Genomic DNA, 21097 nt, shown 5'->3' on the forward strand with positions numbered 1-21097 from the left:
AAAAGAGCCTTTAATTTTCAAATAATTATTAAAGGCTTGTCTAAGAGACGTGTTATTTTAACTTACTGACAAAGGTTTTTCTAAACTTGGCAAGCTTAGGTGAAACAACCGCCTGACAGTAAGCATTTTCAGGGTTATTGTTTACATAGTCTTGATGATAATCTTCACCAGAATAAAACTCATCAATAGGGCATACTTGGGTAACTATCGCTTGCTCAAACATTTGTGCATCACTCATTTCAGTAATTATTTGCTCTACAGTGTGCTTTTGACTCTCATCATGGTAAAAAACAGCCGATCGGTATTGCGTGCCAATATCATTACCTTGACGATTTAACTGGGTTGGATCATGCAGGGTAAAAAATATCTCTAATATTTCTTGATAACTAATCATGCTCGGATCAAAAGTTAATTGCACCACTTCAGCGTGTCCACTTTCGCCAGAGCAAACTTCTTCATAACTTGGTGCCTTAGAATGGCCGCCCATATAACCTGATGTAGCTGAAATAATGCCTTTTACTTGAGAAAAAGCACCTTCTATACACCAAAAGCAGCCGCCTGCTAGTGTAGCGATTTGCTGAGGGTTGTTATTGATATTCATTGTCATTTTTATGATTTCGCTCAAAACACTCGATAAGAATAAGGATAATATAATATTATGAACAAACGAGATACACTTGAGACACGAATAATTTATGTCACCCTTTTTTAAAATAAGTCATTCGACAGAAGAAAATAAAGCCAATAACCAAGTGCATATGGTGCTTATTTTACGCGCTGCTGCAATTATACTGCAATTGCTGTTAATTTTATTCGTCAATATTGGTTTGCAGTATCAACTACCTTGGACACCTTTATTTAGTGTTATTGCGTTGGAGTTAATATTTACCCTTGTGAGTTTTGTTATTTATCGCAACAAATCCCAAGCCAGTCCTTCAGCTCTGTTAATACAAATATGTGCCGATATATTATTTTTATCCTTGTTACTCTTTTTTAGTGGTGGTGCGACCAATGCTTTTGTGTCGTTATTATTAATTCCTATTGCTATTGCTGCGGTAACGTTAACACCAATCTTACTGGCTTTAGTGGCATTACTAGCCATTGGCTCTTATAGCGTTTTATTATGGTTTTTACCTATGAGTGTGATGCACGGTAATATGGAAGGGCACTTTATTGGTATGGGGATCAACTTTTTATTTTCTGCACTAGTGGTAGCCATTGTTGTTGGCAAAATGGCACGAAGCATTAATCAAAGAGAGTTGGCTATTGCTGCTTATCGTGAAAACCTATTAAAGCAAGAACAGGTGACATCATTAGGTGTTGCGTCAGCACAAGTCACTCACCAATTGGCTACCCCAATAGCTACCGTACAATTATTGGTTGATGAGCTCAGTGAAGACTTTCCCAACAATGACATAATTGACGATATGCAAAGTCAACTAGCACGTTGTACCCAAAGTCTGAATACCTTCCGTGCTATGGTATTTGATATTAAAGAGCAAACGATCACCGCAATTACTGTTAGCGAACTACTTGCACAGGTATTAGAGAATTTACGCGTTAATCACCCAGAAATAGAAGTTGAGTTAACCGAGCAACAAGCTCAAGAAGTCGAAATAAAGGCGGATGCGGCATTATTACCTGCAATTATTAATTTATTAAACAATGCTGTCAGGGCCACTAAAGCCAACAATAGCCATAAAATTACATTAATTAGCCAAGTTCAAGCAGGTAATTGGCAGTTTGTTATTCGCGATTATGGTTTAGGTTTTACCTTAGAAAAATTAAAACAACTGGGAACAAAGCCAGTAACCAGTGAGCAAGGGCTAGGCATGGCTGTCTTTTTAAGTCATGCTAGTTTAGAACGTTTGGGTGGTAAGTTAGTATTAACCAATCACAATCAAGGTGGGGCTTTAGTCACATTAAGCCTACCGATTTTAAAGGACGGTTAACCAATGAAGAAATTATTACTGGTAGAAGATGATACCCTTTTTGCTAATACCATTATTAGGCGGCTCACTAAACATGGTTTTGATTGTGTACACGTTGAAACTAATTCTGAAGCGTTATTAGCTTGCCATCGCCATCTGCCCGATTATGTTTTACTTGATATGAAATTAGCGCATGAAACCACCTTAGGTATTATTAAGCCTATTAGGCAATTACGTAGTCAAAGCCGTATTATTTTATTAACAGGTTTTGCGAGTATTGCTACTGCCGTTGATGCCATTAAATTAGGTGCTGATGACTATTTAACCAAACCCCTAGATACCCAAACATTACTAGCAGCATTAAATGAAAGTAAAGTGTCAGACATTACCACAGATACTGATGTTGATGGGCAAACGCTGTCTGCTGAACAGGCGCAGTGGGAACATATTCAGCAAGTACTGAAAGCTAACGGTGGTAATATTTCGGCTACGGCTAGGCAGCTGTCTATGCACAGACGCACCCTACAAAGAAAGCTTCAGAAAAAGCCTCTAGCAGAGAAAACCAGCAGTTAACTAAAACTGTTGGCTTTGCTGGTTTTGAAGTTATACCAATTACACAGTTGATTAGGTCAGCGATGATACGAAAACGGACATTACCCTCAGATAGACATATGCATTATTTGACTACAATTATTACCAATTAATCGAATAAGTAGACAGGCAAAAAGTGCTGACTAAGCAGTCGCTCATCACTTCACTAATAACATTATACTCATTCTTAATTATGGACAAGCTCACCAAACAAATTAAAATTCCTATGTGGCTAAAACCCTCTTATTTTAAATTTGTTTCAATGCCAAAATCTTCAGGTATAAACCAGAGTTTTCGATCCCTAACGTTCGTATTGTGATCGAGCAGAAAATTATCAAAATAAAGATATAATGTATGTGTTTCATCTTTTAGGGGAAAAATATGCGCAGTTAAAGGGTGTTTTTCCATTAATGCTTCAATAGCTCCTTGTTTAGAAAGTTCTTCCAGCCCTTCTTCAATCCAACGTGCTAAGATTTCATTGGATTTATTAGTATAAAAATAAACGGCAAATGGGTAATGCAATAGTATACGGTCATATTGAATCAAATTTGGATATAACTCCTTAATATGGAAAAGCTCGTTTTTAATATCATGAACAGCACGTGGGAAGTAGTCACATCGTTTGGCATCGAGCATCTTGAATAAATTTTCATAGATAGTAGAGGTAGTTACAGATAATTGAGCTTCGGCTAAAATTTTAGTATCAGGCCAATGGGCACCTTGACAAGCGGTAAATTTTTTCAAATCATCAACAGATTTTACCTTTTCAAAAGCTTTCACTGATTCTTTATTGATGATGAATTTTCGATAGCCAATTAAACCACGAGTAGTTGGAATTTTGATCGCTCGTAATTGTTCATTTACTTCCTTATCGAAGCCTAACCAATAAACATCTATGCTTTCATCTTTCATCAACTCAGTGCTGGCACGACCTTGTGACATTCTTTCTTTTAAAATTTCAAACTTAGGGACTTCTCTGTTCTTAGCTGCTTTAACAAGTGCCATATTCAATAAAGCGAGATGATAATCATGAGATATATCGAAAGCTGATCGAGATTTAGGGATTTTTAGTACAGACTGTTGTTCGAAGCCTTGAGCATTTATTGTACTTGAATGAATAAAGTAGATAACCAAAAATAATATTAAAGAGTAAGCAAGTTTCATAATGAAGCGATTAAGTAATATTTATCAAAATTATATACTAAATCGTCAAAGTTGAAATCAACTTTGTGAAGGTATTGTGTGGAAGTCAGTTTAAATTATCTACTCTGATTTATAGACAATATTTAGGTCATTAAATTACAACCCAATAGCAGTTATTAGGCTTAAACCAGTCCCACAAACAAGCAGTAAATTTTAGTTAAACTTACCCCATGAATATTGATCATGGATTCTCAAAGCGCAACGTCAGCTATTGGCTAACTGAAGTCATAAGGTAATTGTTGATACTCGTAGCTGTTTTGCCGTTCAACCGACACAAAGTTCTGAATTAATGATGGCAGTTCTCTAAGCCTATTTGTAGTTGTCAGTCATTTCAAATAAATCGTCCTTACCTAACCGCACCATTGCCTTTCACAAGGTATGCCATCTCGATCGCCATCCATTTTAGTATTTGGACAGTGCTGTATAAAATACGTAGCTTCAGCACAAGAAGACATTTGCGAACAATGCTGTCGACCATCACAAGAAAACTTGGGTTGTGGTGGGCTAGCTTTTGTAGCGCGTTTACTAGGTACTGTGCGCGTTACTTGTGGTTCAGGCTTAGTGACTTTAACCTGACTATCATTGTAAAACTTCCAGCCTGCGAATATAACAAACGCCAGCATCAACATATTTTTCATAACTACTCCTTGCTATTGTTTATAAGTTTAACTCAACCGATATGGGGCAATGGTCACTTAGATAGGTACTTGCCTTGCGGCTATATTCCTGATCAAATACCAGCTGGCGGAATGAATCATTAACATAATACTGTTTGGCTTTAGGATCAAATACAATGTGACCAATAAAGTCTTTGAACCACCCCAATATTTAGGTGTAGCTCCAGTAGTTGGAGCCCACATATCCTCACCCCCTCATCATCAATAGCTTGCCATAATCCGGATTCCTCAGAATATTCAAAAGTAATATCATGATTAAATCTTCGGTTGAAAACACCTAATACGATAAATGGAACATCTTCACTCGCACGTGAATCAATCCACCTTTCCAGTGGCTTAATTTGCTCACTGAGCTTCACACAGGCTCCTTTAGATTTCTTAGAGCCAATAGGCATCAAATCAACGCTGTCGCTATCTAATGTTCTATCAAAACAACCAGACTAAAAATGAACAGTAAGTAACTATAACTGCTTTTCACCTTTAGTTAACATTACGTCAATTCCTCGACGAACTCTGCCAACATCTAACGCTTTATACTCTGTTGCGGTTACAATAAAGCCTTTAGACTTTTTAACAGTCACACCACTGCCGGTTACGACCCTCAGCGACCAGTTTTTAGTCGATTCGCTAGGCTTTTAGCCGCCATTTGTTCACCGTACCAGACGGCTTCCCAAGAGGGCGAACCAGTTAAGCCAAACCGCAGTTTTACCGCAGCTTCTTTCTGGTGCCCTTCGAGTTGTGCGTAGGGCTTCTTAGTGGCCTCCGGAAAGTCCGCGGGTAGCCGTCTGTCCCACTGTTCTCCATTTTTCTCGTTCTTCCAGCCTATGGCGATCATCTGAGCGCGCTCAAAGCCTGAGAGGCCGTTCCAGTTAGAAGCGACGATGTCCGGGATCGCTCTGGACTCAAAGAAACCGGGCGCACGAACCAAATAGGCGAGGACGTGCTCTGAGCGCAATAGCTGAAAGTAGATGCCTATGCATAGCGTCGCCTCCATCTTTCTATTGAATTTATCACCTGACACGTTCCCTTCAGCCGCTTTCATTTTATCTGTCTTCATCCAATCGTGCAGTGGCAGACAGACGCCTACGCCCAATTGCGCCGAGCGCGGGTTCCAGCCCGCGGAGATGCCCCCTGGGCCTGTCACCTTCACCTCGCCATCGCTAGCCGCTTCCAGCCCCCAAGACTTGCCGCCGCGACTGAGCGACACGGTGGCCGTCTGCTTCTCTTCGCCAGTTTCGGCATTGACTTCGACCTTGTAGTGGGCTCCGAGCTTCGTTGTTCCAGTCTTAGCGTCGGCACCCACATCGACCTCATACGCAGATTCTGATCTGCTGATGAAACCGTCCGAACCGAGGTCGGCCGACCAGGAAAGCTTAGCACCAGCCTTTCCCCCAGTTGCACCCTGCCAACCGGCGACCTCAAATTTCGCGCGTAGGAACATCGAACCGCCGATGTGCTGGTCGGTCAGATCGCCAAGCACCTCGTTGACTTTTTTCCAGGCGCGGTAACTTGAGACGTTATGCTCCTCCCAGATCTCCTGTTGGCGCCCGTGTGTGACGCCGGCAGGACTCGGGAAGCGGAATGGCTCCGGCGGTGGTCCCTTCTTGCGTAATTCATCGTGGCTCTTGATGTCGTCGATATCGTCTATGTAGCGGTCGATCACCTTTTGATAGAGCCACCCGTGCTTGCTGACGATCTTCAGGTTACGGGCATGAATTCTTGCCGCCAGCGCGGAGTCTGCAGGGTAGTCCTCTAGCAAGCCAGTTCCACCGACCAGCAATTGGTGGAGCATGATCTCATCTGAGTGTGGTAGCATGTAAAGCACTGCCACCTTGTCGCCCATCCGGTTCATCACGTCCCGCAGCTTCTGCGCCTCGCCCTCGTCAGCGCAACAGGTGGCGAGGGGTATTATGCCGTCTACCCCCTCTTTCTGGTAGCCGAAGCTGAAGCTGCGGGTTTCCATGTCAAGGAACTGCGCCATTGATCCGCCGGTCTCGAAGGCAGCGTAGGCGCCGCTGAGGTTACGATGGGTCTGAAATTCGTTAAGGTCGAACTTAACCCGCGCCTCCTCGACATACCCCCCAGAGGTGTCGGGTCTCAACACCACGAGCTCGTTGCGCACCAATGCCATGACATAAAAGCCGCGGGCCGAGATACCGGTTGTGCCGTGACGATCCTTCAACCACCCGGTTAAACCTTTGAAAAATGCTTCCAAGTTGCAATAATTCGGCTTACTTGTGTTGAATCCTAGCATCCATACGTTGTCAACCGCCACCCGCTGCTCACGCCAAGGCGTCGCGCCGGTTGGGTCGTCGCTGTCACCAGCCGCCGACGGCATCTCGCCGCCAGACTCTCCGGCCGGTACGTTGAGGTCCTTCAGAGCCTCCCTCGCGGCGGTCATGTCGACGGGAAGCCGGCCGTAGCGGCGGCGCAGGGTGTCGTGGCGGGCGACTACCTCTGCTCCGTTGCGGCCGGGCACGTGGATTTCAGAAATGGTGCGGCGCGCCAGTATCGGGTCGAGCCGGGCAAAAACGGCGGGGACCGCACCAGCCTCCGAGCCGTCCTTCTGATCGGCGGCGGTATAGCCGCGTCGGTGGAAATGAGCACGTGTTCTATCGGCATGGTAGACATCGACCACGCCGCGCAGTACGAGCGTGTCGGACCAGTAGCCCTCGGCGTCAGTCGTCACGGCGGTCTCGGCTCCGTTCACCTGCACCAGCACTAAGTCAATCCCACCGATCCGGTAGCCAAGATCGTCCACCGTCTGCACTTCCAGCTTGACAGGCCGAGCGATCGGGCGGGCACGGAACACATGCACCTTGCCGGTAGCGAGCCCCTCAGCCTTGAATGGCTTCGGGATCCAGATCAGGCCAGGATCATCGGTGGAACTAAAGCTGTAGTTGCCGCGCTGGTCGCTTATTGTACAGCCTGTAAGGTCGCGCAACTGGGCGTTGACTTCGTCTTGTTCGTGCGTACCGAAGTTGAAGTCTGCGATGTCCTCCCAGATCAGACCGGCTCCTTCAGCCAACGAGACTAGAGAATCGCCATCTTGGACCTTACGCTGCTCTACGACTGCAATCGTGCGTGGTGTCCACGGAAGAGCGCGTTCGCGGCGGGTTTCGGCATCAGCGGTAGGGAGGTGATCGTTATTGTTCGCGGCGCCGCGTCGCCGAGCATCTTCCTCATGCCGCGTCTCTTGCGACGGAGGAGTTGCCTGGGAGGCTGTGACGGGGGCGGGAGCCGCGTAGCCGCCCACATGCTCGAAGGTATCGCTGAGTGAGCGCTCATAAAGAAATGTCTCCAGTTCGTAGGAGCCGGGAGCGCAGCCGCGCAGCATGATCAACCCGTTCTTGTCCGCGGTTCGCAGGCTATCCTCGCCGTCTGGTTTTATAACAGTGATCTCTACGCCTGCCAGCGGGAACTCACCGTCCTCGCACAGAAACTGGAATCCGATCCAGAAATCTCGGCACGGGACTATCGGTGAGTCGGCCTCGTGTTCCTCCTCCTCCTCCTCTTGCGGACCGCCGGAAACCTCGTACAAATCTATCCACTCGCTGCGCATCGCCGCGTGCTCGCGCGACGACGGGTCGAGCGGGATGTGACTACCCTGTTCGTCTACCATCTCAGGATGCGCGGCGTAGAATGCGTCGTTCGCTTTCTTGACAGCATTCTTGTCCAACGGGCGAACGGGACGGTGCGTCATACCTGCGCCTCCACCACGACGGCACGTTCGTCGAGCAACGCACCTTTCTGGGACGGTGTGAGGCTTCGATCGTTCAGAATTGGTGCCGCCCAGCTTAGTTGGTGTAGAGGTAGTTCGTGCTCGGCACGCAGCATCACCCACTGATGTAGTTGGCTTCGTGTGACAAACCCTTCACTACGTGCCTCGTGGCACCACTTGCCAACTAAGTCCCTGCGAATATCAGGATCGGGCGCGAGCCTCGGATAGGCCGCACCAAGCTGCGCAGATAGTTTCTCCTCGAAGTTTGCTACAGCGGAGTTGGAGAACGCGATCATCTGGTGAGTCATAATCTTCATCATTGGAGTTACTTTTTGTTATTCCTAGTGATTCGTTAAGTCTAGACTATTTTGTGGAATTTCACTTTCATCCAAGGAGTTTAAAATAGGATTAATGATTTCCTCTATGTATAGAACTTTTTCCAATTAATTTGCAAAAGTATATTTAGTGGATTCAACATGAATCCACATTAGTTCATGTTGTCTCAAATCATTCATTGACTATGGACATACCGAAACAGCCTCTAAAAATAAGGCTTTTCATTACAATACGTTTATCTCTTTCTTTTCCAGAATTTTAAATTTACTTAGATTAAAAATAATAATAAAAAATCCAAAATTAAACTTAAGGATTTCATAATGATTGTGTAATGATTGTGTAATGATTCTCTACAGGCTACTAAAAATTAGCTACATGACATAAATAGACTAGGGTGAGTCTCATTAATCATCCCTCGTGCATTTACAAAAGCTTTTTAATTTAAAGTCAAATGAACTGTGTGTTCCTGATTCCATCCGCTTAGAGCCGCTTTTGGCTAATTATTGACCTTGTCGATTGTATGATTAAGTCAGAACCTATATTCAAAATTGTTAGCTTAGATATGGCTACTACACCTGAATAACCATTATCTTCAATCAATGCCTTGCTTTTAAGTCTTTTAATTCTCGCTAAGTGAGCAATTAATTAATGTACTTGCTATTAAACACTATCAATTAAAGCTAAAAGTTATAGGCCACATGTTGGTGAAATCTTATAATCAATTCTTCTTTGCTTGGTTCCATTTCAAGCTCAGTGGTCAATAACTTCAATGTTTGTTCTATTTGATTTAAAAAGCGGCCAAATCCGTGTTCAGTTTGATTTTTATGCGTAGCCACAAACACTAATTTAACATTATCTGCCAGCTCATTTGCATCCCATTTACTGATAATACCGCACGGATTTTGCTCTGGGTTATAGCCCAGCATTTGCAATTCGCCAATGCGAGAAACAATATCATGAATACTATAGCGCACAATGGGTAGTAAGCCATTAGCAATTAACGCCCCGTTATTCAAGTTGTAAAGCTTAGATGCTTGGGTAAAAGCTTCGGTTAAATAGGTATACAAGGGGTTATAAGGATCATAAGAATTTGGATCAACCTCAACTCTATTGAGCAATCTATTAGAAATAGGTAAGTTGACGATTACATAGGTCATTGCACTATGATACTGCGGTAGGTCAACCCCTTGGCTTTGATAGCGTTTGACAATTGAACGAAGCTTATGAGTTTGTGTGGCTAAATTTTTATTTTGGCTCTGAGCTTTCTCTCTAGCAAACAAATCATAAGTGATATGCTGATGATCACGAAAACGGATGTCTGATTCGTCAATAGCTATTTGTTTAGCATAAGCTTGCACTAACTGTGAAACTTTACTGTGAAAGCTAGCAGCGTTCTCTCTAATATTTCGACCGCAGGTCAAAAAAAGCAAGCCAATTTTTTTGACCCGTTTACTGGCATCAAAAAAAGATTTTTTCAATTGGTGGTTTTCAGGGTTATAGTAAAAAATAATCTGCTGATTAGTTTGCCATTGATGCATCTCTTGGTTAAAACGTACGCGAGCCAGTTTATCGTTAGCAATAAATTGGCAGTTTTCTAGCTCATACTGTTCGGATAGGTCAAACAATGTTTTGGCTAATGTTTGATAAAACTCATAGTAACCTTCTCGCTTAGGCTGGTTCGGTCGGTTGTGATTATTTGAAAAACGTTTGATCAGCTCATCGGTAATGGCAAATTCAGCCAAAATATATTGATTATCACGTGCGTTATCAGGAATATAGCTTTTATGGGCAGCGCTACGTTTTCTAATAAATGACATGGCGTTTCCTTATTCATTAAAAATAGTTATATAATTCCGGTGATTTTAGGCTTGCTTGATGACATATTTATGTCACTTTAATGGCAAATTTATGACAGTATTTTCTTTGATATAAGAAGGAAACAAGAGGTAATCGAGTGATATCAAACCAACAAACGTTAATTGAGGCAGTCAATCAAACCATGCCGTTTGGCAAATATGCCGGTAGAAAGTTATTACAACTGCCAGAGCCATATTTAGTGTGGTTTCACACTCAAGGTTTTCCTGAAGGAAAATTAGGACAGCAACTGGCGCTAATGTATGAAATTAAGTTAAATGGTTTAGAGGGCATGCTAAAACCGTTGATGAAGGGTTGACCTAATACTCATCAAAAGGTCTTTTGTCACCAGTGGTTTGAGAGATAACTAAGCTGCTTTTAGGTAATAGTCACAACTTAACCTTTGCCATAGAGCTTTTTAAAGTTTTTAAGGTTCCAGCCAATCATCACTTCATTACCAATTTTAAGGACGGGTACTGAGCGCGCACCGATAGCGTCAAGCTCTTTTCTACCGCGTTGCATTTTCGCATTAGTCAATCTGTATTGTATGCCATGCTCATCCAAGTAGTTTTGAGCTTCACGACAATGGGGACATTTATCTGAAATATATAAAACAACGCGTTTCATCACTAGCCTTTACCGAATCGTTATAGATTGTCTATTTTACTAAATGCGCTAAATAAAACAAAGGTGAATGAAGCCAATGTTTGATTATTTATTTTTACCTGTTGTTTACAAGCTGAATTCTAACTAATCTAACTGATATTGCGCTTTTACAGTTTTAATGGCATTTAACCTTTCTTTTGCCATTGCCTCTTTTATAGCAACACCTTTAAGCCCTTGGTCAACAAAGGCTTTAGCATTGACATTACAGGCGGCGAGCATGGCATCTTTTAAATATTTTGCTTGTGGGTAAGGGCGGTTTTCAAAACCAAGACGACCGAGAAAATCGCTTTTACAGGCAATTAAAAAGTCATCAAACTCTTGTGGTTTTCGCCAAACATCCAGTTGATTAAAAATGCGCAATAAAGTGCTAGCCTTTAACTGAAACGCTTTATGACAATGTAAATGATGCTCACATACTTTAAGCGCAAGTTGCTTGCAATAGTTAGGCACTTTTAGTTGTTTCGCGATTTTTTCAACCAACGGTAACCCTGCTTTTTCATGCCCACGGTGGCTTGGCCAATGCTCGCTTTTGGTTAAGCTTTTTCCTAGATCATGACAAACAGCAGCAAACCGAATGGCAATTTTATTTTGATGATTTGGCGTTAGCTTCACTGCTTGCTGCAGTACCATCATAGTATGAACACCGCTGCATATTTCAGGGTGCCATAATGCTGGGTTTGGCACGCCCCATAAAGCATCTAGCTCGGGCCATAAGGCTTTTAATGCGTGGCATTGATGTAGTACTTTAAAAAATACGTCAGGGCGCTGTTCATCAGCCGTACCTTCGCTAAGGCTACGTTGCATTTCTTGCCAAACACGCTCTGCGCTTAGGGTAGCTAGTTCACCACTGTTACTGATGTGAGTCATTAGCTCAAGAGTTTCTGCGGCGATGGTAAAACCATAGTGATGATAACGCGCAGCAAAGCGTGCTACGCGTAACACCCTTAACGGGTCTTCTACAAACGCATGGCTAACATGACGTAGCACTTTTTTTTCTAGATCTAGCTTTCCATTATAAGGGTCAAAGAGAGTGCCATCTTCGCTCATGGCTATGGCATTTACGGTTAGATCGCGACGTAATAAATCTTGCTCAAGAGTAACATCAGGCTCGGCATAACAAGCAAAGCCCGTATAGCCTTGGCCTTGTTTACGCTCGGTACGGGCAAGGGCGTATTCGTCTTTGGTTATAGGATGTAAAAAAACAGGAAAGTCTTTGCCAACTTGGGTGAAACCAAGTGACAGCATTTGCTCAACCGTTGCTCCCACCACTAAATAGTCGTGATCTTTAACGGCTCTATTCAATAACTTATCTCTTACCGCACCACCAACAAGATAAACATCAAGTTCAGTAATATTTGAAATGGGGTTATTCATACTAAAAAAATAGCCAAGATAGTTAAACAATTAAGCAAAGTTTACCACAATATTCGTAGACATAGTGCCATCAACAGGTTAATTTTAGCTCAGCATTATCGCCCTCAAGTTGAAGCAACGTTTTTATGTACACAAATTTTTTTTCGTTAAGTGAATTACCTTTTTCTATCGCCCCTAATCCTCGTTATTTATTTATGAGTGATCGGCATCGTGAGGCGCTTACCCATTTAAGTTATGGCTTGGGCGGCTCTGCTTTAGGAGACAACGGCGGTTTTGTCTTATTGACAGGCGAAGTTGGCACCGGAAAAACCACTGTTAGCCGTTGTTTGATGGCTGATTTACCAGAGAACACCCAACTGGCTTTTATTTTAAATCCAACCTTATCAAGCCAAGAGTTACTGGCAACTATTTGTGATCAGCTAAAAATTCGTTATCGCAAAACCGGTGCAACTATCAAAAGCTTAACGGATAAAATTGCCGAAAAGCTATTAAAGAATCATGCTCAAAATATTAATACCTTGTTGATTGTTGATGAAGCACAGCATTTAGAAGCTGAAGTGTTAGAGCAGCTTCGATTACTCACCAATTTAGAAACTGACACTAAAAAGCTGCTGCAAGTGATTTTAATTGGTCAACCCGAGTTACAACAGCTGTTAAAACGTCGTGATTTGCGACAATTAGCGCAGCGTATCACGGCTCGATATCATTTGTTGCCGCTAAATCTTCAAGAGTTATCTGCCTATATAAAACACAGACTCTCAGTGGCTGATTGTCACCGAGCGCTTTTTAATAAAGGGGCTTTAGTTACCATACATAAATTATCCCAAGGCATACCAAGGTTGATTAATTTGCTATGTCATAGTGCTTTAATGGAAGCCTACAATAGTAATAATGCAGTGGTAGATAAAAAAATTGTCCTTAAAGCGGCAAGCCATGCGCTAGGTGATGATTTTGAACAAGTCATTTGGTGGAAAAATAGCAGTATTCAAATTGCTTCAGCGGCAAGCATATTATTGGCGGTGTTAGTGATCGGAATTTGGCTTGGAGGCAGTCAAAAATCACAAGAGCATAGTGAATTGGTAACAACTGCAAAGCCCTCCAAAATTCAGCAATCACAGTTAGAGGGCATTGAGGAGCAAGCAAGCCCCGCTGTAAATACTGTGCCAGAAAATGCAGCAGTAACACAACCTGAGCCTGAGTTAGTGGCAAGCCTAATCACTACAGCCACCAACACTTCAGCGACTCATACAACTGCACCTAAAATAACTGAATCAACCATACCTACACAAACACAAACAACAGCGCCTTTCACCTCAACCATGCCTGTAGAGCAGGTTAACGCAACTCAGTCTCAGCCCGCGCCCACGACACAAATACCGAAACAAATACCGACACAGCTTAGTGACAATAATGAGCCCGTTCAGTCTCAAGAAAAAACTTATCAAGTAGAAGCTGTTGACGGTGTTTCTGAGGATTTACTGGCACGTTTTCAGGCGGCTATCGAAGACACAAATAATGTAGCGAGCACACAAGCGCAACCAACTTTAGCTCCAAAATCAAATAGTGAGATAAGGTCAATAACGCAAATGCCAGCATGGATACAAGACAGTTTACCAAACTTAACATTCGAGCAGCACATCTATGCTTCAGACGGCCAAGGATGGGTTAATGTTAACGGTAGAGATCGCTATGAAGGTGATAGTATTACTGATGGGTTGATTATTGATAAAATCCTACCACAACAAGTGATCCTTACCTTTAAAGGAGAAACCTTCAGTTTACCTGCGTTAACCAGTTGGTGATAACTTAGGCGTAAAACGCTATTTAACGAGGAACATGCTCAGTAGGGTTTTATAATTAGCCGATTTTTATTAACATTTAAGTCGGCTTTTAGATACATTGCTATTGCGCAATTTTCACTCGGATTTTATTTTTCGCCACTCGGGTTTCGTGTAAGCTATCGAGTGCCAATTTTGCTTCACTGTCATTTGGCATTTCAACGAATGCAAAGCCCTTAGACTTACCCGTTTCTTGGTCTAATACCAAGCTACATTCAGTAATTGTGCCGTGAGCAGAAAAGAGCGTACGAATTTCTTGCTCGGTCGTTGATCGTGAAAGGTTACGCACTAAAAGTTTCATATTTAACCATAGGTGATTGTAGATTCGAACTCAATTATCTCATATAACTAAAGAGTATTGTGTTTTTAAGGTAAATAAAGTTTTCGGCTTGGGGCATCGAGCTAATATTTACCAATCTTTTTATTTAACCATGCCTGAATTAAGTAAGAAGAGATAGAGTCACTGCTACTCATTTTTAATGGCGCATTGTTTCCTTTTGGACTTGTTGGTTCATCAGTAGACTGTGTGTTTAGCTCACCTTCGCGAATAATAGCCGCTTTATTAACGACAAATTCTGCAATTTGTGCTCGTGAAAACCATTGGGCATGCTCAAGACTGTCCTGACGTGTATCAATTTTTTCCGATGTAGCTTGGGCAACAAAACCTAACATGATCGACGCAGGAAAAGGCCAAGGCTGGGAGGTTATATACGTGGGATTCTCTGCAACAATTGCTGACTCTTCAAGTACTTCTCGAATAACTGCCGCTTCAAGTGTTTCTCCAGGATCAACAAAACCAGCTAAAGTTGAATATACCCCTTCAGGCCAGCTTGCTTGTCTACCTAGTAAGCACCGTGGTATGCCATCAGCGAACATTTTCTCTACCAGCATGATCACCGCAGGATCTGTGCGCGGAAAGGTCATATTTCTACAATGCGTGCATTTTCTGGCATGCCCAGCTTCCACAGAGCGATGTAAATTGCCACACTGTCCACAAAATTGATGGCTTTTATGCCAGTAAACTAAGCCTTTAGCTAGGGCTAAAATGCCAGCATCATATGGGTTGAGTAGGCTGCTATTTTGCCTCAGAGCTAGCCATTGCCCTTGGGTTAGTAGCATTTCTTGAGTAGAGAATCTCAGTTTGTTGTGATCGACAGCAAAAATGGCGTGTTCATCACTTTTTCCTAAAAAGATACATTGCTCAATTTGTAAAGGTGTTAGTTCAGCTTTAGATAAGAATAAGGGAGTAATTTCACCCTGTTTAAAAAAGCATAAACCGTCATTGATCACACAAAACAGCGTACTTTCTTTATGGTATTGTGCTTTAAGCCATGAGGTATTTTTACGTTGATTACTACATCTATCAAGGGGCATATGAGTGTATGCAAAGGTCATAAAGTGTATTCCTGTACTTGTTTTGCCCAGTTTTTTGACCAATCACCTAGTGGTAATATAATGTTGATCAGTGCTAAACCACTTTGAGTTAATTGATAGCCACATGCTTGCTTCTCCACCAAGTGCAAAGTAATAAGCTCTTTTAAGCGGCTATTGAGTAAGGTTGGTGATATTTGCTCACAACGGTGTTGGAGTTCACGAAATGTTGCAGGCCCTTGCTGTAAATTCCAAAGGATACCTAACGACCATGTTCGCCCTAATAAATCAAACAAAGCCATAATTGGCTTACCTGTTGTTGAGCCTCTGACCGGTGTGCCGGGTAGTGGAATCGCCATGGAATTACCATACAGTAAATGAATATGGTATTCATGCTACATTATGTGTAGCATGTTGGCTATGTTTTTTTATTTGATGTAATCGCTCAAATAAAGAAGATGAGCTGGGAATACTTTATCACAACAAGTAGCGCTACTCATTGTGATAAAGCCTTATACCATCAGTTGCTTATTGCCAGCATGGCATTTTTGCTTCAAAAGCTTCTATTTTATCAAGCTTCTTCAAGGTCCATCCCACACTGTCAACCCCATTTTCTAGGCTGTATTGTTGAAACTTGCTTAAGCTAAAATTGAACGTGATTGCTTGCTTATTAGCGTTGGTAAAACTGACTGTGTTGTTTGGTAAGTCTATACGTAAGTTTAATTCAGCACCGTCTGTTTCGGCAAACAATTGTTCAACCTCAGCTTCGGTTAACTTTATTGGTAACAAACCAATATTGATACAGTTACCATAAAAAATATCGGCAAAGCTGGGAGCAATAATCACTTTAAAACCAAATTCTTCCAGCGCCCAAGGAGCATGCTCGCGACTTGAGCCACAGCCAAAATTTTCTCGGGCTAGCAAAATACTAGTGCCTTGGTATTGTGGCTTATTTAAAATAAACTCAGGGTTGGGCTCTTTGCCGCTGTGATCTAAATAACGACTGTCGTGAAATAAGTGTTTGCCAAAGCCAACACGTTCAGTTTTTTGTAAAAACTGTTTTGGGATTATTTGATCCGTATCGACATTAGCGATGTCTAATGGCGCAACTAAGCCCGTATGTATGGTAAATTTTTCCATGATGGAACCTTTAATTGTTTGCTTTCATCCCCGAGCTGTCTTAATCGGAGAGTCAGTGTTTTAATCGAGATTCCGGCTTAAGAGATCACCGGAATGACGGTTTATTATTTATTCAAATCAACAAAATGACCAGTAATGGCAGCTGCTGCAGCCATTTCAGGACTGACTAAGTGCGTTCGACTACCACGCCCTTGGCGACCTTCAAAATTTCGGTTACTGGTTGAAGCACAGCGATCACCCGCTTCAAGTACGTCGTCGTTCATGCCTAAACACATAGAACAACCAGGTAAGCGCCACTCAAAACCTGCCTGGCTAAATATTTTATCTAACCCTTCACTCTCTGCTTGTGCTTTTACTCGATATGAACCGGGTACAATAATGGCATCTACGGTGTTTTGAACACTTTGTCCTTTGTCGGTATAGCTTTGAACGACACTTGCTGCGGCTCTCAGATCTTCAATGCGAGAATTAGTACAAGAGCCAATAAACACTTTATTGACCGTGATATCGGTTATTTTAGTGCCAGCGGTTAAGTCCATATATTCGAGCGCTTGTTTACATGATTCTTGCTCGACTGGGTCGCTAAAGTCACTAGGCGAAGGAACTGTGGCATCAACACTCGTTACTTGACCCGGTGTTGTTCCCCAAGTTACCTGTGCTTTAATGTCTTTTGCTTCAAGGGTTAAGACACTGTCAAAGACTGCACCCTCGTCTGATTTTAATTGTTTCCAATCGGCAACCGCTTGGGCAAATACATCCCCTTTAGGTGCATATTCTTTGCCTTCAACATAAGCAAAGGTGGTTTGATCTGGGGCAATTAAGCCAGCTTTAGCACCAAATTCAATACTCATGTTGCACACAGTCATGCGCTCTTCCATTGATAGGGCTTCAATGGCTTCGCCGCAATATTCAACGACATAGCCCGTTGCGCCAGCGCTACCGGTTTTGCCTATGATGGCAAGAATAATATCTTTGGCGCTAATGCCTGTGCCTACCTGACCTTTCACTTCAATTTTCATGGTTTTTGCTTTGTTCTGGCGTAATGTTTGTGTGGCAAAAACATGCTCTACTTCTGAGGTACCAATGCCAAAAGCAAGTGCGCCAAATGCACCGTGAGTAGCGGTGTGAGAGTCACCACAAACAATAATTGTACCTGGCAGGGTTAAACCTAGCTCAGGCCCCATAACGTGGGCAATACCTTGGTTTTTATGACCCATGCCAAATAATTCAATACCAAAGTCTTTACAGTTTTTTTCTAATGCGCGTAATTGATTTGCTGCGCCTTCACCAGCGGCGTCAATTTTAATAGATCGCGTTGAAATATTGTGATCCATGGTCGCAATAGTGCGCTCAGGATGACGCACTGGTCGATTATGAAAACGTAAATTAGCAAACGCTTGTGGTGAAGTCACTTCGTGGATCAAATGTCGATCAACAAACAATAAGGGGGTTTCACCTTCAACGTCTTCTACTAAATGATTTTGCCATAACTTTTCATACATAGTTTTAGGAGAGCTATTAACTGCTGGGCTAGTCATTACTTAGTTTCCTTGTTTGTTGAATTAATAATTTGCTGGCAGATATAATCTCCGACCTCGCTCGTGGTTTTTGCTGCTGCCCGCTCACCTGCAGGTAAAAGATCTGCTGTTAAAATGCCATTATCTAAGGCTTTGCCAACCGCGTATTCAATAGCGTTGGCGGCGGCATCTTGTTGTAAACTGTATCGCAGCATTAAGGCTGCTGATAAAATTTGGGCTATTGGGTTGGCAATACCTTGACCTGCGATGTCCGGCGCACTGCCGCCTGCTGGCTCATACATACCAAAACCTTGTTCATTTAGGCTGGCTGAAGGTAATAAGCCCATTGAACCTGTAATCATTGCACAAATATCAGATAAAATATCACCAAATAAATTTGGACATAACATCACGTCAAATTGATTGGGATCTCGCACTAATTGCATCGCGGCATTATCAACATACAAATGCTCTAATTCAACGTCAGGGTATTCAACGGCGACTTCTTCAACCACCTGACGCCATAATTGACTGGTGGCTAACACGTTAGCTTTATCTACCGAGGTCACTTTATTATTGCGTTTTTTAGCTGCTTTAAACGCAAGGTGAGCAATGCGCTTGATTTCGCGACGAGAATAAAACATTGAATCAAAGCCTGTTTCTTCTTCGCCTTCGCCCTTGCGCCCTTTAGGCTCGCCAAAATAAATATCACCGGTCAGTTCGCGAATAACTAAAACATCAAAGCCTTGTTCAGAAATGTCACTGCGTAACGTAGACAGTAATGATAATGATGGCTGTAACGTGGCAGGTCGCATGTTGCAAAATAAATCAAAATGACCACGTAAACCTAACAGTGCACAACGCTCTGGTTGTTCAGTTGGGGGTAAATTTGCCCATTTAGGGCCGCCAACTGAGCCAAATAAAATGGCATCGCTTTGTTCGCACCCTTGCATGGTCGAATCGGGTAGGGCATTGCCGTGCTTGTCTATGGCGGCACCGCCAATGTCATAATCATTGGTATTTATTTCTATATCAAATACTTTTGAAATTGTGGTTAATACCTTTTTGGCTTCAACCATCACTTCTGGACCGATACCATCACCGGCTAAAATTGCTATGTTGGACATGTTTTTACCTTATATCTCTCTGTATTTTAGCTTGTCTAAATCATTAGTTAGCCAAGCTTACCTAATATTTATTTTGCCGCTTTTAGCTCTGCAATTGTTATTGCTCGATGAATACTATTTAGTGCATGAATTAAAGCTTGACCAGAAGCTTCGATAACGTCTGTTGCAAGGCCGTAACCGTGGAAGTTTCTTCCTTGCCAGGTGATCACTAAATCAGCTTGGCCTAAGCCATCTTCACCGGAGCCTTTATTTGATATTTTGTAATCACTGACTTCAAACTCAACATCTACTGTTTGCTTTATAGCCTGATAAAGAGCATCTACAGGGCCATTACCCGTAGCCGCGTGTATTCTACTGCTTTCATCGCCAGCTAATAATTTAATACTAGCGGTTGAAAATTCACCGTCACCACATTGCACGTTGATTGTGTCTAAACGGTAGAAGTCTTGGGTATCTTGTTGCTGAATATTAAAAAGTAATGCCTCTAAGTCGTCATCAAAGACTTGGCCTTTTTTATCAGCTAACGCTAAGAAGTCAGTGTAAAGCTTCTCAAGTTCGTAATCGTTTTCTTGGTAGCCTAAGCTTTCCATGCGATGTTTAATCACATGACGCCCGCTGCGAGACGTTAAATTTAACTTGGTTTTAGCAATACCAACACTTTCAGGGGTCATTATTTCATAAGTATTGCTTGCTTTTAGCATACCATCTTGGTGAATACCCGAAGAGTGACTAAATGCGTTGCCGCCAACAATTGCTTTGTTTAATTGCACCGGCATATTACATAAAGTACTTACTAGTTTTGAGCTACGGGCTATTTCTTGGTGCTTAATGCTAGTGTGAACGCCTAACAAGGCCTCGCGAGTTTTCATGATCATGGCAACTTCTTCTAATGAACAGTTACCTGCGCGCTCGCCAATACCATTTATTGTACATTCAATTTGGCGAGCGCCAGCTTGTACTGCTGCCATAGAGTTCGCTACGGCTAAACCTAAGTCGTTATGGCAATGCACCGAAATAATTGCTTTGTCAATGTTAGGTACGCGATTAAATAAATTTGTGATAATGCCCTGAAATTCAAAAGGTAAAGTATAACCTACCGTATCTGGAATATTGACTGTGGTTGCGCCGGCATCAATGGCGGCTTCAACCATGCGGCATAAGTTATCAATAGGGGTTCGGCCTGCATCTTCACATGAAAATTCTACGTCATCGGTAAATTTTCTAGCATATTTTACCGCATGAACCGCCATGGCCTGCACGTCAGCAAATTCCTTTTTTAATTTTTGCTGAACATGTACGTCAGATGTAGAAATAAACGTATGAATACGAAATTGATCCGCGACTTTTAATGACTGAGCACAGGCATCAATATCAGCTTCAACAGCGCGAGCTAGGCCACAAACACGAGCGTTTTTGATAGTACGGGCAATTTGCTGTACCGATTCAAAATCACCGGGAGAAGAAACAGGAAAGCCCACTTCCATTATATCTACTCCTAATCGCTCTAATGATAAGGCAATTTGCAATTTTTCATGTACAGACAAGCTCGCATTTAGCGCTTGTTCACCATCTCGTAAAGTGGTGTCAAAAATAATGACCTTGTCTTTGGGTAATAAGATGTTGGACGAGGAATCTTGAGAGTTGGATGCCGTGTTACTCATGTGTATTTATCCTTTATTTGCCTAATGTTATTTACGCTTATTTGTTTAAAGCTAACCAACGCATAGACGTAAAAAAACCCGCGTTGGTGA

20 protein-coding genes are annotated in these 21097 nt (G+C 42.5%); 4 read left to right on the forward strand and 16 right to left on the reverse strand.

The features are described from left to right. Window positions 1-52: 52 nt before the first annotated feature. Window positions 53-607, reverse strand: a complete 555-nt coding sequence (msrA, locus tag ABXG98_RS09105; RefSeq protein ID WP_502901548.1) for a peptide-methionine (S)-S-oxide reductase MsrA — start codon at window positions 605-607, stop codon at window positions 53-55. A gap of 88 nt (window positions 608-695) precedes the next feature. Here msrA and ABXG98_RS09110 point away from each other — a divergent pair, with 88 nt between their 5' ends. Then, on the forward strand, window positions 696-1952 hold the full coding sequence (locus ABXG98_RS09110; protein ID WP_353538355.1) for a sensor histidine kinase: 1257 nt from the start codon (window positions 696-698) through the stop codon (window positions 1950-1952). Window positions 1953-1955: 3 nt separating this feature from the next. Beyond that, complete coding sequence (locus tag ABXG98_RS09115; protein ID WP_353538356.1) at window positions 1956-2504, forward strand: response regulator transcription factor; 549 nt, start codon at window positions 1956-1958, stop codon at window positions 2502-2504. A 261-nt stretch (window positions 2505-2765) separates the two neighbouring features. Here the strand turns inward: ABXG98_RS09115 and ABXG98_RS09120 are convergent, their stop codons facing one another. The 6 genes from ABXG98_RS09120 to ABXG98_RS09145 form a co-directional block, all read right to left on the reverse strand. After that, the gene (locus ABXG98_RS09120) at window positions 2766-3686 is read right to left on the reverse strand and encodes a transporter substrate-binding domain-containing protein (protein WP_353538357.1); all 921 of its coding nucleotides are present in this window, start codon (window positions 3684-3686) and stop codon (window positions 2766-2768) included. Window positions 3687-4075: 389 nt separating this feature from the next. Further along, entirely contained in the window at window positions 4076-4363 is a 288-nt protein-coding gene (locus tag ABXG98_RS09125; RefSeq protein ID WP_353538358.1) for an excalibur calcium-binding domain-containing protein, read from the reverse strand. Between the two features lie 146 nt (window positions 4364-4509). Then, entirely contained in the window at window positions 4510-4761 is a 252-nt protein-coding gene (locus ABXG98_RS09130) for a hypothetical protein (protein ID WP_353538359.1), read from the reverse strand. Between the two features lie 242 nt (window positions 4762-5003). Then, window positions 5004-8105 carry a hypothetical protein gene (locus tag ABXG98_RS09135; protein ID WP_353538360.1) on the reverse strand — a complete coding sequence of 1034 codons (3102 nt, stop codon included), beginning with the start codon at window positions 8103-8105 and terminating at the stop codon, window positions 5004-5006. Further along, window positions 8102-8443 carry a hypothetical protein gene (locus ABXG98_RS09140; RefSeq protein WP_353538361.1) on the reverse strand — a complete coding sequence of 114 codons (342 nt, stop codon included), beginning with the start codon at window positions 8441-8443 and terminating at the stop codon, window positions 8102-8104. The genes ABXG98_RS09135 and ABXG98_RS09140 overlap by 4 nt, the downstream gene beginning before the upstream one ends. 696 nt (window positions 8444-9139) lie before the next feature. After that, complete coding sequence (locus ABXG98_RS09145; RefSeq protein ID WP_353538362.1) at window positions 9140-10276, reverse strand: DUF3083 family protein; 1137 nt, start codon at window positions 10274-10276, stop codon at window positions 9140-9142. 140 nt (window positions 10277-10416) lie between these two features. Here ABXG98_RS09145 and ABXG98_RS09150 point away from each other — a divergent pair, with 140 nt between their 5' ends. Next, window positions 10417-10632 carry a DUF3820 family protein gene (locus ABXG98_RS09150; RefSeq protein ID WP_502901552.1) on the forward strand — a complete coding sequence of 72 codons (216 nt, stop codon included), beginning with the start codon at window positions 10417-10419 and terminating at the stop codon, window positions 10630-10632. Window positions 10633-10709: 77 nt separating this feature from the next. Here ABXG98_RS09150 and ABXG98_RS09155 read toward each other — a convergent pair whose 3' ends face one another. Further along, window positions 10710-10940, reverse strand: coding sequence for a glutaredoxin family protein (locus ABXG98_RS09155; RefSeq protein WP_353538364.1), 231 nt, complete (start codon window positions 10938-10940; stop codon window positions 10710-10712). Between the two features lie 123 nt (window positions 10941-11063). Next, complete coding sequence (locus tag ABXG98_RS09160; protein WP_353538365.1) at window positions 11064-12353, reverse strand: multifunctional CCA addition/repair protein; 1290 nt, start codon at window positions 12351-12353, stop codon at window positions 11064-11066. Between the two features lie 125 nt (window positions 12354-12478). On the opposite strand from ABXG98_RS09160, the gene ABXG98_RS09165 reads away from it, so the two are divergent. After that, window positions 12479-14155, forward strand: a complete 1677-nt coding sequence (locus tag ABXG98_RS09165; RefSeq protein WP_353538366.1) for an AAA family ATPase — start codon at window positions 12479-12481, stop codon at window positions 14153-14155. Between the two features lie 100 nt (window positions 14156-14255). Here ABXG98_RS09165 and ABXG98_RS09170 read toward each other — a convergent pair whose 3' ends face one another. The 7 genes from ABXG98_RS09170 to leuA all read right to left on the reverse strand — a co-directional run bounded on the left by ABXG98_RS09170 (window position 14256) and on the right by leuA (window position 21007). Next, window positions 14256-14492 (reverse strand): RNA recognition motif domain-containing protein, encoded by a 237-nt coding sequence (locus ABXG98_RS09170; protein WP_353538367.1) that lies wholly within the window; start codon window positions 14490-14492, stop codon window positions 14256-14258. A 101-nt stretch (window positions 14493-14593) separates the two neighbouring features. Continuing rightward, window positions 14594-15586, reverse strand: a complete 993-nt coding sequence (nudC, locus tag ABXG98_RS09175) for an NAD(+) diphosphatase (protein ID WP_353538368.1) — start codon at window positions 15584-15586, stop codon at window positions 14594-14596. After that, complete coding sequence (locus tag ABXG98_RS09180) at window positions 15583-15921, reverse strand: winged helix-turn-helix transcriptional regulator (protein WP_353538369.1); 339 nt, start codon at window positions 15919-15921, stop codon at window positions 15583-15585. Before ABXG98_RS09180 ends, nudC begins: the two co-directional genes overlap by 4 nt. Window positions 15922-16090: 169 nt before the next feature. Then, window positions 16091-16702 (reverse strand): 3-isopropylmalate dehydratase small subunit, encoded by a 612-nt coding sequence (gene leuD, locus ABXG98_RS09185; protein WP_353538370.1) that lies wholly within the window; start codon window positions 16700-16702, stop codon window positions 16091-16093. A gap of 104 nt (window positions 16703-16806) precedes the next feature. Then, window positions 16807-18240: a 3-isopropylmalate dehydratase large subunit gene (leuC, locus tag ABXG98_RS09190; RefSeq protein WP_353538371.1), complete on the reverse strand. Its 1434-nt coding sequence runs from the start codon at window positions 18238-18240 to the stop codon at window positions 16807-16809. Next, window positions 18240-19346 carry a 3-isopropylmalate dehydrogenase gene (leuB, locus tag ABXG98_RS09195; protein WP_353538372.1) on the reverse strand — a complete coding sequence of 369 codons (1107 nt, stop codon included), beginning with the start codon at window positions 19344-19346 and terminating at the stop codon, window positions 18240-18242. The genes leuC and leuB overlap by 1 nt, the downstream gene beginning before the upstream one ends. A 68-nt stretch (window positions 19347-19414) precedes the next feature. Then, window positions 19415-21007, reverse strand: coding sequence for a 2-isopropylmalate synthase (gene leuA / locus ABXG98_RS09200; RefSeq protein WP_353538373.1), 1593 nt, complete (start codon window positions 21005-21007; stop codon window positions 19415-19417). Window positions 21008-21097: the final 90 nt, after the last annotated feature.

Origin of the sequence: Colwellia sp. KU-HH00111 (assembly GCF_040362745.1) — a bacterium.
Taxonomy (GTDB): domain Bacteria; phylum Pseudomonadota; class Gammaproteobacteria; order Enterobacterales; family Alteromonadaceae; genus Colwellia.

Coding starts and splice junctions, on each gene's coding strand:
- leuC (WP_353538371.1), bottom strand. CDS start 18,240: ATGACTAGCCCAGCAGTTAATAGCTCTCCTAAAACTATGTATGAAAAG.
- ABXG98_RS09170 (WP_353538367.1), bottom strand. CDS start 14,492: ATGAAACTTTTAGTGCGTAACCTTTCACGATCAACGACCGAGCAAGAA.
- msrA (WP_502901548.1), bottom strand. CDS start 607: ATGACAATGAATATCAATAACAACCCTCAGCAAATCGCTACACTAGCA.
- ABXG98_RS09135 (WP_353538360.1), bottom strand. CDS start 8,105: ATGACGCACCGTCCCGTTCGCCCGTTGGACAAGAATGCTGTCAAGAAA.
- ABXG98_RS09125 (WP_353538358.1), bottom strand. CDS start 4,363: ATGAAAAATATGTTGATGCTGGCGTTTGTTATATTCGCAGGCTGGAAG.
- ABXG98_RS09180 (WP_353538369.1), bottom strand. CDS start 15,921: ATGGCGATTCCACTACCCGGCACACCGGTCAGAGGCTCAACAACAGGT.
- ABXG98_RS09155 (WP_353538364.1), bottom strand. CDS start 10,940: ATGAAACGCGTTGTTTTATATATTTCAGATAAATGTCCCCATTGTCGT.
- leuA (WP_353538373.1), bottom strand. CDS start 21,007: ATGAGTAACACGGCATCCAACTCTCAAGATTCCTCGTCCAACATCTTA.
- ABXG98_RS09165 (WP_353538366.1), top strand. CDS start 12,479: ATGTACACAAATTTTTTTTCGTTAAGTGAATTACCTTTTTCTATCGCC.
- ABXG98_RS09160 (WP_353538365.1), bottom strand. CDS start 12,353: ATGAATAACCCCATTTCAAATATTACTGAACTTGATGTTTATCTTGTT.
- ABXG98_RS09115 (WP_353538356.1), top strand. CDS start 1,956: ATGAAGAAATTATTACTGGTAGAAGATGATACCCTTTTTGCTAATACC.
- ABXG98_RS09110 (WP_353538355.1), top strand. CDS start 696: ATGTCACCCTTTTTTAAAATAAGTCATTCGACAGAAGAAAATAAAGCC.
- ABXG98_RS09140 (WP_353538361.1), bottom strand. CDS start 8,443: ATGATGAAGATTATGACTCACCAGATGATCGCGTTCTCCAACTCCGCT.
- ABXG98_RS09145 (WP_353538362.1), bottom strand. CDS start 10,276: ATGTCATTTATTAGAAAACGTAGCGCTGCCCATAAAAGCTATATTCCT.
- nudC (WP_353538368.1), bottom strand. CDS start 15,586: ATGACCTTTGCATACACTCATATGCCCCTTGATAGATGTAGTAATCAA.
- ABXG98_RS09120 (WP_353538357.1), bottom strand. CDS start 3,686: ATGAAACTTGCTTACTCTTTAATATTATTTTTGGTTATCTACTTTATT.
- leuB (WP_353538372.1), bottom strand. CDS start 19,346: ATGTCCAACATAGCAATTTTAGCCGGTGATGGTATCGGTCCAGAAGTG.
- leuD (WP_353538370.1), bottom strand. CDS start 16,702: ATGGAAAAATTTACCATACATACGGGCTTAGTTGCGCCATTAGACATC.